The 13,319-nt window shown below is 75.2% G+C and carries 11 protein-coding genes; 6 read left to right on the forward strand and 5 right to left on the reverse strand.

Annotated features, from left to right (window positions below; translation table 11 throughout):
• Positions 1-28 precede the first annotated feature (28 nt).
• Both K7640_RS30855 and K7640_RS18440 read left to right on the forward strand, forming a co-directional pair.
• Complete coding sequence (locus tag K7640_RS30855) at positions 29-1,162, forward strand: sensor histidine kinase (RefSeq protein WP_222956107.1); 1,134 nt, start codon at positions 29-31, stop codon at positions 1,160-1,162.
• Positions 1,163-1,166: 4 nt separating this feature from the next.
• Positions 1,167-1,787, forward strand: coding sequence for a response regulator transcription factor (locus K7640_RS18440; RefSeq protein ID WP_222956108.1), 621 nt, complete (start codon positions 1,167-1,169; stop codon positions 1,785-1,787).
• Here K7640_RS18440 and K7640_RS18445 read toward each other — a convergent pair.
• Both K7640_RS18445 and K7640_RS18450 read right to left on the reverse strand, forming a co-directional pair.
• Positions 1,784-2,698, reverse strand: a complete 915-nt coding sequence (locus K7640_RS18445; protein ID WP_222956109.1) for a L,D-transpeptidase — start codon at positions 2,696-2,698, stop codon at positions 1,784-1,786. The genes K7640_RS18440 and K7640_RS18445 overlap by 4 nt on opposite strands.
• Positions 2,699-2,937: 239 nt before the next feature.
• Positions 2,938-4,383 (reverse strand): alpha-amylase family protein, encoded by a 1,446-nt coding sequence (locus K7640_RS18450; protein ID WP_222956110.1) that lies wholly within the window; start codon positions 4,381-4,383, stop codon positions 2,938-2,940.
• 262 nt (positions 4,384-4,645) lie between these two features.
• Here K7640_RS18450 and K7640_RS18455 point away from each other — a divergent pair, with 262 nt between their 5' ends.
• Genes K7640_RS18455 through K7640_RS18470 form a run of 4 tightly spaced genes read left to right on the forward strand, consistent with a single transcriptional unit; the run spans position 4,646 to position 9,269 of the window.
• Positions 4,646-6,262, forward strand: coding sequence for a ferric reductase-like transmembrane domain-containing protein (locus K7640_RS18455; protein WP_308042590.1), 1,617 nt, complete (start codon positions 4,646-4,648; stop codon positions 6,260-6,262).
• Entirely contained in the window at positions 6,259-7,725 is a 1,467-nt protein-coding gene (locus tag K7640_RS18460) for an NADH-quinone oxidoreductase subunit NuoF family protein (protein ID WP_222956111.1), read from the forward strand. The genes K7640_RS18455 and K7640_RS18460 overlap by 4 nt, the downstream gene beginning before the upstream one ends.
• A 19-nt stretch (positions 7,726-7,744) precedes the next feature.
• A complete protein-coding gene (locus K7640_RS18465) occupies positions 7,745-8,395 on the forward strand; it encodes a redoxin domain-containing protein (protein ID WP_255609411.1) in 651 nt (216 codons plus the stop codon).
• A gap of 4 nt (positions 8,396-8,399) precedes the next feature.
• Complete coding sequence (locus K7640_RS18470) at positions 8,400-9,269, forward strand: cytochrome c biogenesis CcdA family protein (RefSeq protein WP_222956112.1); 870 nt, start codon at positions 8,400-8,402, stop codon at positions 9,267-9,269.
• Between the two features lie 324 nt (positions 9,270-9,593).
• Here the strand turns inward: K7640_RS18470 and serS are convergent, their stop codons facing one another.
• From serS to K7640_RS18485, 3 genes are all read right to left on the reverse strand, one after another.
• Positions 9,594-10,880, reverse strand: coding sequence for a serine--tRNA ligase (gene serS / locus K7640_RS18475; RefSeq protein WP_222956113.1), 1,287 nt, complete (start codon positions 10,878-10,880; stop codon positions 9,594-9,596).
• A 96-nt stretch (positions 10,881-10,976) separates the two neighbouring features.
• Positions 10,977-12,041, reverse strand: coding sequence for a MerR family transcriptional regulator (locus K7640_RS18480; protein WP_222956241.1), 1,065 nt, complete (start codon positions 12,039-12,041; stop codon positions 10,977-10,979).
• A gap of 61 nt (positions 12,042-12,102) precedes the next feature.
• Positions 12,103-13,272 (reverse strand): trans-acting enoyl reductase family protein, encoded by a 1,170-nt coding sequence (locus tag K7640_RS18485; RefSeq protein ID WP_222956114.1) that lies wholly within the window; start codon positions 13,270-13,272, stop codon positions 12,103-12,105.
• Positions 13,273-13,319: the final 47 nt, after the last annotated feature.

Here is a 13,319-nt window from a genome sequence, read left to right on the forward strand (position 1 = left end):
GGTGCCGGCGGGGGTTAGCGTGAGCACCGTGGGCCAGCCGCCGGACCGTACCCGACCGCCGGTGATCCGTTGGCGGATCACCGGCTGGGTGCTGGCCGGGGTCTGGCTCTTCTTCCTCAACATCCCGCTGGCCACCGCCCTGCACCAGGCCGAGCCCTGGCGGCGGGTGGTCGGCGTGTCGACCCTGGTCGCCTTCGGCGTCGGCTACGTGGCGGTGTTCCAGTGGGCGCGCGCCCTCCGCCAGGCGCGCGTGCCGATCCCGCGCGGCCGGGCCTGGGCCGCGCTGGCGGCGCTGTTCGGGCTCGGGCTGGCCGGCATCCCGGGCACCGGCGGGGACTGGCTGGCCACCCTGGTCTTCGTGGCCGTGGCGGCGGTGTTCCTGCTGCCGGGCCGGCAGGCGCTGGTGGTGGTGGGACTGGCCGCGCTGACCCCGCCGGTGACCGCCGCGCTGGTGCCCGGCTGGGAGGCGCAGGGCAGCGTGGTCTTCGCGGTGGTGCTGGCCTCGATCGCCATGTTCGGGGTGAGTCGGCTGGCCCAGCGCAACAGCGAACTACAGGCCGCGCAGGCGGAGATCCGCCGGCTGGCGGTGACCGAGGAACGGGCCCGTACCGCCCGGGACCTGCACGACATCCTCGGGCATTCGCTGACCGTGGTGGCGGTCAAGGCCGAGCTGGCCGGCCGGCTGCTGGAGCTGGACCCGGCCCGGGCGGCCACCGAGATCGCCGACGTGGAGCGGCTGGCCCGGCAGGCCCTCGCCGACGTGCGGGGCACCGTCGGGGCGTACCGCGGGGTGAGCCTGGCCACGGAGCTGGCCGGCGCCCGCACGGCGCTGGCCGCCGCGGGCGTCGCGGCGGACCTGCCGGAGACGGTGCCGGACCTGCCGGCGGAGCGCGACGAACTGTTCGGCTGGACGGTACGCGAGGGGGTGACCAACGTGGTCCGACACAGTGGCGCCCGGCGGTGCGTGATCCGGGTGGAGCCGGCGGCGGTGGAGGTCCGCGACGACGGGCGGGGCCCGGCCGACGCGCCGGGCGAGACCGGCCACGGCCTGGCCGGGCTGCGGGAGCGGGCCCGCCGGCTGGACGGCACGGTGACCGTCGGCCGCCGGCCCGACGCCCGGGGTTTCCTGCTCCGGGTGGCCGTGCCGGCCGGGGACCGGTGACCGGGTGACCGAGCCGATCCGGCTGCTGCTCGCCGACGACCAGGCGCTGGTCCGGGGGGCGTTGGCCGCGCTGCTGTCGCTGGAGCCGGACCTGACGGTGGTCGCCGAGGTGGGCCGGGGCGACGAGGTGGTCCCTGAGGCCCGCCGGACCCGGCCGGACGTGGCCCTGCTGGACGTGGAGATGCCCGGCCTGGACGGCATCGCCGCCACCCGGGCGGTGCGGGCCGCGGTGCCGGGCTGCCGGGTGCTGGTGGTGACCACCTTCGGCCGCCCCGGGTACCTGCGCCGGGCGATGGAGGCCGGCGCGGGTGGCTTCGTGGTCAAGGACACCCCGGCCCGGCAGCTCGCCGACGCGGTCCGCCGGGTGCACGCCGGGCTGCGGGTGGTCGACCCGGCGCTGGCGGCGGAGACCCTGGCCACCGGCGCGAGCCCGCTGACCGAGCGGGAGACCGAGGTGCTGCGGACGGCCCGGGGAGGTGGGACGGTCGCCGAGCTGGCCGCGACGCTGCACCTGTCGGAGGGGACGGTCCGCAACCACCTCTCCGCCGCGATCGGCAAGACCGGCGCCCGCAACCGGGCCGACGCGGTGCGGGTGGCCGAGGAGAACGGCTGGCTGCTGGGTTAGGCGGTGGGCGGCGGGGTGCGGAGCCGGTCGACCACCACCAGGCTGGTCCCGGGGACCAGTTGGTCGAGCAGTTGCCGCTGCGCGGCGCGGGTGAGCCGGATGCAGCCGTTGGTGACGTTCCGGCCCAGGGTGTCGTCGTTGTGCCAGCTGTGCAGGCCGATGTGCGCGCCCTTCAGTCCGGTCGGCACCGCGTCCGGGTCGTCGGGCACCGCGCCGAGGGCGAAGATGTCCACCCCGCCGTAGACCGCCTCGGGCGGGGGAGTGCGGCCCAGGATGAAGGTCCGGCCGAGCGGCGTCTCCTGGCCGGGCAGGCCCAGGCTCACCGGCCAGGACCGGACCGCCCGGCCGGCCCGGAACCAGGTGAGCCGGTGCGGGCGGCGTTCCACCACGAGCTGGTCGGGCAGCGGGACGGTGGTCCAGCCGCTGCCGGGCGGCAGCCAGGCCAGCCGGCGGTTGGCGGAGGGCAGCAGCACCGCCGTCCAGCCGGAGCGCCGGTCGGCGATCGGCATGGTCAGCGGGACGCCGCTGATGGTCGGGGCGAGGAAGGCGAGCGGCTTCCCACCCGGCGCGTCGTAGGCGGCGACGTTCCGGGTCGGGCTGGCGCCCGTGGCGAGCGGTGTGGTGTCGCCCGGCCGCGGATCGGCCGGGAAGCCGGTGGGCGCCGGGTCGTAGTCGACCACCGGCAGGCCGGCCGGCGCGGGCGCCGCGGCCGGGACCGGCTCCGGCTCCGGTTCCGATGGGGTCGGGGTGGCCGGATCGGGGGCCTGCGACGTGACGGCCGGGCCGGCCGCCGGGCGGGCGGGGGTGAGCGCCCGGTCGAGCAGCAGAACGGCGGCGAGCAGCAGGGGTACGCCGAACGCGGCGAGCAACCAGCCGAGCGTCCAACGCGAGGCCAATCGGTCAAACAGCACGTAAGTACTCTAATCGGCCTTGGCCGTCGCAACTGCCCGTTGCCCGTTGGCGCTGGCCGAGGCTCTGTCGCCGCCGGCTGTTGGCCGGTTGATCGGTGGCTGTTGGTGCGGGTTGCGGCGAGTGGGGGGCATCAGGCCGCTGGCGGTGGCCGTTGATCAAGGGGTTTGCGTCAGGAATCCGGCGTTGCAGGCGACGCAAACCCCTTGATCAACGGGGTGGGGCGGGGGGTGGGGTGGGGTCAGGGCAGTTTGGCGCCGACGTGGATGGCCACCGCGTCGTGCGCGTTGATGTTCGCCGCGAACCAGCCGCTGCCGTCCACGGTGATCACCGGTCCGCTGCACGAGCCGTTGCTGAAGTCGCCGTGGATGACGTCGCAGTAGCGGCCGGCGGGCAGTCCGGTGTAGTAGGACCGGCCGGTGATCGCGAAGTCCTCGTCGTTGATGCTCAGGTAGCCCTTGCCGGCGCGGCTGAACGCGATGTGCTGCCAGCCGTTGTCGTACCAGTTCGCCACGGCCGTGCCCTGGACGGCGTTGTTGAAGCCGACCATGTTGGCGATGACCCGCCAGCGGTGCTCGCACTGCCAGCCGGAGTTGCAGGTGGTGTTCGTGATCCGGTTGCTGCCGTCCGAGGGCGGCCCCTGGTCCTTGTTGCTGAACGTGAAGCTCGACATCACCGCCGGGGTGCCGTACGGCCAGGCCAGCATGAAGGCGTTGGCAAGCGCGTAGATCCCACCGTTGCGGTAGGTCAGCACCCCGCCGTCGCGCTGGGTGTCGTGGTTGTCCACGAAGGCCACCGCGCCGCCGCTGGGCAGGTAGCCCCAGGCTTCGCCGAAGTTCTTCAGGTACGCCAGCCGCTCGTTGTTGAACATCCGGGCCAGGTCCTTGCCGTACCGGAACTCGTGCACGTCGCCGTTGCCGGTGTACTCGGTCGGCTGGATCGGCTCACCGGCGCCGTAGATGACCTCCTGCACGATGTACGCCGAGCGGGAGAGCTTGCCCTTGATCGCGGCGATGTCGGCGGCCGGCATGTGCTTGCTGGCGTCCAGCCGGAACCCGTCCACGCCGAGGGAGAGCAGGTCGTTCATGAAGGTGGCGAGCCGCGTCCGGACGTAGTCCGACTCGGTCTTGAGGTCGGAGAGGTTGACCAGCTCGCAGTTCTGCACCTCGTACCGGTCGTTGTAGTTGACGATGTCGTTGCCGCCGTTGCGGCCGCAGTAGTGGAAGTCCTGCGGGCCGTAGGTGCCCGGGTAGTCGTAGTGGCCGTAGGGCGAGCCGGCCCAGCCGGTGCCGCCGTTGTCCTGGCCGGACATGTGGTTGACCACGGTGTCCACGATGACCTTCACGCCTGCGTTGTGGCAGGTGTTGACCATGGACTGGAACTGCGCCCGGGTGCCCTTGCGGGACTCGATCCGGTAGCTGACCGGCTGGTAGGAGACCCACCACGGGGCGGCGTTGACGTGCTCCTGCGGCGGGGAGACCTGGACGTAGCCGTAGCCCTTGGGGCCCAGCACAGTTGTGCACTCGCTGGCCACCGAGGCCCAGTTCCACTCGAAGAGCTGGACGATGACCTTCTTGCTGCCCGGGGTGGCGGCGGTGGCCGGGGGTGCCGCCACGGCGGTCGGGGCGAGCAGGCCGGTGATCGCGGCGAGAGCGACGGCCACCGAGCGGCGTCGGCGTCGATGCATCGGTACTCCTGGGGGTGCGGGGGACGGGGTGGTGGTGCGCGGGGGAGCGCTTCAGTGCCGGGTTCTTGCAGTCGGCACTGAAAATTTTCGGCAAGGTTACAAGCCTGTTGCAAGGACTGTCAACGAATGGAAATCCGTCGTTGCGTAGGGCGCTACACGCGCGCCGGACCGGGACGGTTCGACGGATCCGCCGAGAAAATGGGCGGCGCGCTGATCCGTTCACCCCCGGCGTGCGTACTGCTGGGCGGAGCAGGGTCGGCCGGTGGTGCGCGCGCCGCCGCGAGTGACGATCGAGGAGCAGATGGGCCGGGGACAGCAGAACCAGAAGTCGGCCGCCGTCCGGACCGCCAGCACCAGCCGTGGCGTACGCACCGTCTCCGGGCGGGCGATCGCGGCGCTGGCGGCCTCGGTGCTCGCGCTGCTGTGGGCGGGGATCGAGCTCACCGGCGAGGGCGCCGTGATGTACGCGTACGGCTTCTTCTTCACCGAGTTCTTCGCCGGGGTGATCACCCTGGTGTCGCTGAGTCTCACCGTGATGTTGGGCCTGCTGGCCACCGACCGGTTGGTGCTGCTCATCCGGCACCGGGTGCTGCTCCAGTCGGCGCACCGGGCCACCGGCATCCTCGGCATCGCCGGCCTGGTGTTCCACGTCATCACCAAGGTCGCCATCGGCCGCGCCGGGGTCACCGACGCCGTGCTGCCGTTCCTCGGCGGGCAGGGCCTCTACGTCGGCCTGGGCACGGTGGCCGCCCTGCTGATGGTGAGCGTGCTCTGGACCGGCCTGATCCGGGCCCGCTTCGCCGGCGTCGGTCCGAAATGGCTGTGGCGGGCGCTGCACTCCGCGGCGTACGTCTCCTGGCCGTTCGCCCTGGTGCACGGCCTCAACGCCGGCCGCGCCGCGGCCTCCTGGGTGGTGCTCAGCTACCTGGCCTGCGTGCTGCTGGTGGTGCTGGCGCTGCTGGTCCGGGTCTCGGTGCACCTCGGTCGGCGCAGCCGCGAGCAGCACCAGGCCGCCGCGATGAACAAGGCGATGGCCGCCCGCTCGACGGAGGAGGGCACCGGCCGCGGCCTGCTGGCCGGGCTGACCCGCCGCCGCAGCGGTGGCGCGGCCAAGGACGATCGGGGCGGCTGGGCCGAGCCGGCCACCACCGGCTGGCTCGGGCCGCCGCCCCGGCGGCGTGACCCGGAGCGGTTCTCGGTCCCGGTGGTGCCCGAGCCGGGCACCCTGCGCCGCGGCGAAGCGCCGCGCCGCCGCGACCGCGACCTGGAGCCGGCCGCCCGGCGCGCGGCGCCCGCCTCCGGTGGACGGCGGCCCCGGTACGTCGAGGAGGACGCCCCGGTCACCGGGGCGCCCGAGACGGCGCCGGTCTCCGGTGGGCGCCGGTCCCGGTACGTCGAGGAGGACGCGCCGGTGACCGGGGCGCGCGACGTGGCGCCGGTCTCCGCCGGACGCCGGTCGCGGTACGTCGAGGAGGACGCCCCGGTCTCGGCCGGCCGCCGTGCCGCCCGCGAGGAGGAGGACCTGGTCGCGCGGTACTCGGCGCCGCCCCGCGAGCCCGAGCCGGAGCTGCCGTGGGACAGCCCGCGCCGCTGGGAGAGCGCCACGCCGGTGTCGGCCGAGCCGATCTCCGCCGAGCCGGTCTCCGCCGGCCGGCACAGCCGCGAGGAGGACGTGCCGGTGGAGCCGGACTACTGGCGGCCCCCGGCCCGCTACGCCGCCGACGAGCCGCCGGTGGACGACACTCCCACCCTGGTCGACCTGGCCTCCCGCCGGAAGCGGCGGGCCGCCGGGGAGTCCCGGTCGAGCCGTCGGCGGCGGGCCAACGCCGACGCGGTCGACGGGGCGTACTGGGCGGGGCTGCGGGGTGAGGCGAAGTGATCCGGACCAAGGTGCCGCCGGTGGCCTGCGTCGGCGAGCCGCGGCTCACCGCCGGGTTCGCCGAGTTTGGCCGGCTGGACCTGGCCGCGCACGAGGAGGTGCACGGGCCGATCGGCCCGATGGAACCGGCCAACCTGCTGCGGCTGGCCGAGGGCATCCAGCTCAAGGGCAAGGGCGGCGCCGGTTTCCCGTTCGCCCGCAAGCTGCGCGCCGTGCTGGAGTCCTGCCAGCGGCAGGACGCCCCGGCGGTGGTGGTGGTCAACGCCACCGAGGGCGAGCCGGCAAGCTGGAAGGACAAGGTGCTGCTCACCCGGGCCCCGCACCTCATCCTCGACGGCGCGGCGCTGGCCGCGTACGCGCTGGACGCCGAGGAGATCGTCATCGGGGTCGCCGACGACGACATCGGCCGGGCGTCGCTGACCGAGGCGCTGGGTGAGCGGCGGATGCCGGTGCCGACCAGCATCGTCACCGTGCCGCACCGGTTCATCTCCGGCGAGGGGGGCGCGCTGGTCAACGGGATCAACGGGCTGCCGCACATCCCGCCCGGCACCAAGAAGCGGTCCAGCGACTCCGGGGTCGGCGGGCTGCCCACCCTGCTGTCGAACGCCGAGACGTACGCCCAGGTGGCGGTGGCCGCCCGGCTCGGCCCGTACGAGTACGCGGCGCTGGGCACCGACGACGAGCCGGGCACCGTGCTGTTGACGGTGACCGGCGCGGCCGCCCGCCCGGCCGTGGTGGAGTGCGCCGCCGGCACCCCGCTGCGGGAGATCCTCGAGCTGTGCGAGGTGCCCGACGGGCCGGGCATCCTGACGGGCGGCTACCACGGCAAGTGGATCACCGCCGAGGCGGCGGACCGGGCCGAGGTGTCCCGCAAGGGGCTCGCCGCCGTCGGCGGCACCCTCGGCGCCGGCATCATCGTGCCGCTCGGCCGGGACACCTGCCCGCTCGGCGAGGCCGCGCAGGTGGTGCGCTACCTGGCCGGCGAGTCCGCGGGCCAGTGCGGCCCGTGCAAGATGGGCCTGCCCGAGCTGGCCCGTTCGGTGGACCTCGCGGTCTCCGGCAGCGCGCCGGTGGAGATCGTCCGCGCGGCCGCCGGCAACGTCAAGGGCCGGGGCGCGTGCAGCCACCCCGACGGTACGGCCCGGTTCGCCCTCTCCGCGATCGAGGTCTTCGCCGAGGATCTGCGGCTGCACACCACCGGCGAGGGCTGCGGCCGGCGGGTCAAGGGGGTGATGGGGCTGCCCGGGGCCCCCGACGCCGACCCGCGCAAGCTCACCCTCGACTGGTCGCGCTGCGACGGACACGGGCTCTGCGCCCACGTGGTGCCGGACTTCATCCGGCTCGACGGCAACGGGTACCCCGCCTTCCCGCCCACCCCGGTGCCGACCTGGCTGCGGGAGGGGGCGCTGAAGGCCGTCAAGGTCTGCCCCGAACTGGCGCTGCGACTGTCCAAGGTCGAGTAGCCCATTGAGGAGGAGCGGGATGTCGAGGTCGTCGCGGGTGCGCCGGTGGATGCCGACCGCCGGGCTGGTCGTCGTGCTGCTCGCCGGCGGCTGCGCGGTCGGCGGACCGGCCGGTGAACCGGCCACCGCCGGGTCCGGCCCGTCAGCCGCCACCTCGCCGACCCCGACCGGCGCCGTCGGTTCGGCCGAGCCGGCCGGAGCCGGCGCGTCACCGGGCGCTGCGGGCTCATCGGGCGCTGCCGGCCCGGGCGCCTCGTCAGCCATGGTCCCGGCGGCGCTGCGGTTCACCGGCACCACCCTGGACGGCGCGGCCTTCCCCGCCGCCGCGCTGGCCGGGCGGCCGGTGGTGCTCTGGTTCTGGGCGCCGTGGTGCGCGACCTGCGCCAGCCAGGCGTGGACGGTGGCCGAGATCGCGCCGAGATACCGCGACACGGTGCCGATCGTCGGGGTCGCCGGGTTGGGCGAGCGCGCGGCCATGCGGGACTTCGTCACCGAGTTCGACCTGGCCGGCACGCCCCAGCTCGACGACGGCGAAGGGGTGCTCTGGCGGCGGTTCAAGGTGGTCGAGCAGAGCACCTTCGTGGTGCTCGACCGCAATGGCCGGGTCGTCCACCAGGGCTTCCTGGACGGCGAGTCGCTGACCCGCCGGGTCGCCGAGCTGGCCGGATGACCCGGTGGGCACCCCGCTGCTGCTGGCGCTGACCGCCGGCATGCTCGGCGCGGTCAACCCGTGCGGCTTCGCGATGCTGCCGGCGTACCTGTCGCTGCTGGTCGCCGGGCCCGCCGACGGCCGGGGCGCGGTGCGCCGCGCGCTGCTCGCCACCGCCGGGTTGACCAGCGGGTACGTCCTGGTCTTCGGCGCCTTCGGGCTGGCGCTGGCCCCGCTGGCCGGCTGGCTGCGGCCCCGGCTGCCGTGGCTCACCGTGTGGCTGGGCCTGCTGCTGGTGGCGCTGGGCTGCTGGCTGCTCGCCGGCCGGCGGCTGCCCGGCCCGGGCGCGGGGCTGCGGGCGCCCCGGCTCACCCGCTCCTGGGCGTCGATGGCGCTGTTCGGCATGGCGTACGCGCTGGCGTCGCTGAGCTGCACCGTCGGCCCGTTCCTGGCGATCGTGGTGACCAGCCTGCGGGCCGGCTCGACGCTGCGCGGGCTGGCGCTGTTCGGGGCGTACGCGATCGGGATGGGGTTGGTGGTCGGGGTGGCCGCCCTCGCGGTGGCCCTGGTCCGCGGCTCGGTGCTGGCCCGGATGCGCCGGACCGGCGCGCTGGTGCCCCGCCTCGGCGGCCTGGTGCTGCTCGTCGCCGGCGGTTACGTCGCCTGGTACGGCTGGTACGAGGTGCGGCTGGCGCTCGGCCGGCACGACGCCTTCGGCGATCCGGTGGTGGTCGCCGCGGCCCGCCTCCAGCAGCGGCTGGTCGCCGTGCTGGACGCCGCCGGCCCGGCGGCCCTGGCAGTGGCCCTGGCCGCGCTGCTGCTCGCCGCCGGCCTCCGTCGTCGCTGGCCGGCGCTCCGGGGCCGGCTGCGGAGCCGGCGCCCGGCGAAACCCTGATCCACCGCGGCCGGCCCCGGCCGCCTCAGGCGGCGCGACGACGGCGGTGCGGGATGCCGCCACCCAGCTCGCCGGGCCGACAAGGGAACCCCCAACCGCAGACTTTGCTCTGCTGCCCTCGCCGCAACACTTCTGCCGCCCAGGTGTTGCCTCGGGGGCAGCAGAGCAAAGTCTGCGGCGGGGGTGTCCGTCGGCTCGGGCCGGGGGTGGGACGCGCGCGGGGGCGGGGACGGCGCGTGGGGTGGGACGGCGCGCGGAGTAAGACGGCGCGGGACGGTGCGGGGCCGGGAGTCCCGGCCCCGCCGTCGTCGGGTGGTCAGGCGGTCAGCGGACCGGGGTGAGGCGGTCGGTGCCGAGCTTGTCGCGGAGCACCTCGGGCACCAGCACCGAGCCGTCGGCCTGCTGGAACTGCTCCAGGATGGCCGGGAAGAGCCGGCTGGTGGCCAGCGCCGAACCGTTGAGGGTGTGCACGAACCGGGTCTGCTTGCCGCCCGGCTCGCGGTAGCGGATGGCGGCCCGGCGGGCCTGGTAGTCGCCGGCCCAGGAGACCGACGACACCTCCTTGTACTTCCCGGTGCTCGGCATCCACACCTCGATGTCGAGGGTCTTCTTCATCGAGGCGCTGGCGTCGCCGGCGGCGAGCAGGCTGGTCTGGTGGTGCAGCCCGAGCTGCTCGACCAGGCCCTCCACGTGGGCGACCATCGCCGCCAGCGCGGCGTCCGCCTGGTCGGGCAGGGTGAACTGGAAGATCTCCACCTTGTTGAACTGGTGCCCGCGCACCGTCCCGCGCTCGTCGGAGTGCGAGCCGGCCGCCTCCCGGCGGTAGCACGGCGTGTAGGCGAACGCCTTCAGCGGCAGCTTCGCCGTCTCCAGGATCTCGTCCTGGTACGCCCCGAGGATCGCCGTCTCCGAGGTGGGCAGCAGGAACTGCCCGCGCGGGGCGGACTGCCGGTCCAGGTGGTAGACGTCGTCGTAGAACTTCGGGAACTGGCCGGCGGCGAAACCGGCGCTGTCCAGCAGCAGGTGCGGCGGGAGGAGGAACTCGTACCCGGCCGCGATGTTCCGCTCGATCAGCCAGTTGAGCAGCGCCCACTCCAGCCGAGCGCCCAGCCCGGTGTACATCCAGAAGCCGGAGCCGCCCAGCTTGACGCCGCGCTCGTGGTCGACCAGGCCGAGCGCCCGGCTCAGCTCCACGTGGTCGCGGACCCGCTCGATCACCGGCGGCGCGCCGAAGGTGCGCACCACCCGGTTGGCCTCCTTGCCGCCGGGGACCACGTCGTCGGCGGGCAGGTTCGGCAGCTCGCTCATCCGGTCCCGCAGCCGCGCCTGCACCTCGTCGAGCTGGGTCTCCAGCTCGGCGAGCTGCTTGCGCTCGGCCTCCGGGGCCACCGGCTCCGGCTCCCGGCCGGCCCGCTTCGCCTCCGCGTACGCCCGGGACTCCGCCTTGCGGCGCTGCCGCTCGGCGTCGATCTCCGTGATCAGCGCGCGTCGCTCCTGGTCCAGCCGCTGGATGTCGTCCAGCGACTGACTGACCTCGGCCGGATCCAATCGCTTGGCCAGCGCGACCGCCACCGCCTCGCGATCCTTCCGGATCAACTCCATGTCGAGCATGCGCTCCGTACGCCTCCGTCCGCGGACTCCAGGTGGGACCCCCAGATGCTACCGTCGCCGCCGCACCGGCCTTTCCGCGCCGCCCGGCACGGGACCTCAGAGCCGGATCGGCATCAGCACCGAGAAGGCGTCCCCGTCGTCCGGCCGGCGCACCGCCAGCGGGGCGATCGGCCCGTCCAGCTCCAGCACCAGTTGGCCGCGGTCGCCCGCGTCCAGGGCGTCGAGCAGGTAGTGCCGGTTCACCCCGACCCGGACCACGCCCGCCGCCGGCGGCTCGTCGGCCGCCAGCACCCGCAGCCCGGCCGCGTCGAGCCCGAGCACGGCCACCTCGTGGCGGCTGCCGGCGTACTCCCTGAGCAGTACCTCCCCGGTGGTCAGCGCGGCGCGCAGCGTCAGCACGTCCACCGGCACCCGGTGTGTGGGGGCGTCGCTGAGCGCCTCGCGCAGCAGCCGGCGGTGGTCCGGGAAGTCGTACGGCAGTCCGACGGCGCGCACCACGCGGCCGGCCACCGACGTGACCACCTCGGCCGGGCCGACCGTGAGGTACGCCTCCGCGCCGTCCCCGGTGTCCAGCAGCGCCCGCAGCTCGTCCACCGCGGCGACCGGCAGCAGCGCGCGGACCGCCGGGCCGTCCACCCGGGCGCCGGCCCGGGCGGTGGCCAGCCGGTGCCGGTCGGTGGCGACCAGCCGCACCCCGTCCGGCTCGACGTCGAACAGCACGCCGGCGAGCACCGGCAGCTCCGGGTCGGCGCCGACGGCGAAGCGGACCGCGTCGACGGCGGCGGCCAGGTCGGTACGGGACAGCACGAGTCGGGTGGTCATCGGTCGCTCCCCGGGGTCGATAAGCGTACGGATCCGGGAGAGCTCGCGGCGGGCGTCGGCGAGGCCGTCCTCCAGCCGGCGCTGGTGCTCGTCGAGCAGCGCGCCGAGCACGGCCGGCTCGTGCCGGTGCCGCAGCGCGGCGGCGATCCCGGCCAGCGGCATGCCGACCCGGCGCAGCCCGGCCACCAGTCGGGCCGGGGCCACCTGCTCGTCGGTGTACCAGCGGTAGCCGGTCACCGGGTCGACGAGCGCCGGGGTGAGCACCCCGCTGCGGTCGTAGAACCGCAGCGCGCTGACCGTCAGGCCGCTGACCCGGGCCAGCTCACCGATGCTGCGCAGTTCGCTCTCCACGGCGTCCGATCCTGGGGGCTGCACCCGGTCGAGGGTCAAGCCGGCGGTGTCAAAGGGTGCGAAACGCGATGCCCGCGCGGACGAGCCGCTCGAGCAGCGCATCACCCATCGCGGTCACCGGCGTGACCTGCCCCGCCGTGGCCGGCAGGTCGTCGCCGGCCAGGCAGAGCGCCGACTCGGCGAGCATCTTGGCCGTCTCGTCGTAGCCAGGGTCGCCGCCGGCCACCTCGGTCAGCACCGTCCGGCCCCCGCCGGTGCCGACGAACCGGACGCGGAACCAGGACTTCGCCCGCTGCTGCGCGCTCGGCCCCTGGCCGGAGGCGAGCCGGCCCATCAGCCAGCGGCGGGTGGGTGGCAGCCGGGTCAGTGCGAGCAGCCCGCCCAGGCCGGCCCCGGCGGCGAGGACGGTGGGCAGCCGCTTCACCGCGGCGAAGTGCCGGTAGCGGAAGTCCGGCCCGTACTCCGGGCGGGCCGCGGCGGAGCGGCGGACCACCTGCGGGTCGATCGTCGGCAGCGGCACCGCCCAGGCGCCGACCTCCGCGGAGCGGCCCACCTTGCCGGGCACCGCGCGGACCCGGCGCCCCTCCGGGCGCTGCTCGACCGCCCGGCGCTCCTGCGCCGCCCGGCTCGCCTCCGCCATCCGGGAGAACGCGGTGAGCGCCGAGTGGTAGGTGCCGGCGGAGAACCGGCCGCCGGCCCGGACGAAGCCGTCGACGGCGATCGGCCCGTCCGCCGGCAGTTGCTTGACGGTGTACCAGACGCCGAGGTCGTGCGGGATCGAGTCGAAGCCGCAGGCGTGCACCAGCCGGGCGCCGGTGCGCACCGCCTCGGCGTGGTGGCGCACGTACATCCGGTCGACGAACTCCGGCTCACCGGTGATGTCCAGGTAGTCGGTGCCGGCGGCGGCGCACGCGGCCACCAGCGGCTCGCCGTGGTGCACGTACGGGCCGACGGTGCTGGCCACCACCCGGGCGCCCTCGGCCACCGCCCGCAGCGAGGCCGGGTCGGTCACGTCGGCGGTGCGCAGCGGCAGGTCGGCCAGGGCGGGGTCGATCGCGGCGAGCCGGTCCCGCACCGCGGCCAGCCGGGCCGGGTTGCGGCCGGCCAGCGCCCAGCGCAGCCCGGCCGGGGCGTGCCGGGCCAGGTATTCCGCGGTGAGGCCGCCGGTGAAGCCGGTCGCGCCGAACAGGACCAGGTCGTGCGGGCGGTCGTCGCGCATCCGCCGAGTGTGCCAGCCGCCGGCCCCGGCCGCGCGGCGGACCGGGT

Origin of the sequence: Micromonospora sp. PLK6-60 (assembly GCF_019890675.1) — a bacterium.
Taxonomy (GTDB): Bacteria; Actinomycetota; Actinomycetes; order Mycobacteriales; family Micromonosporaceae; genus Micromonospora.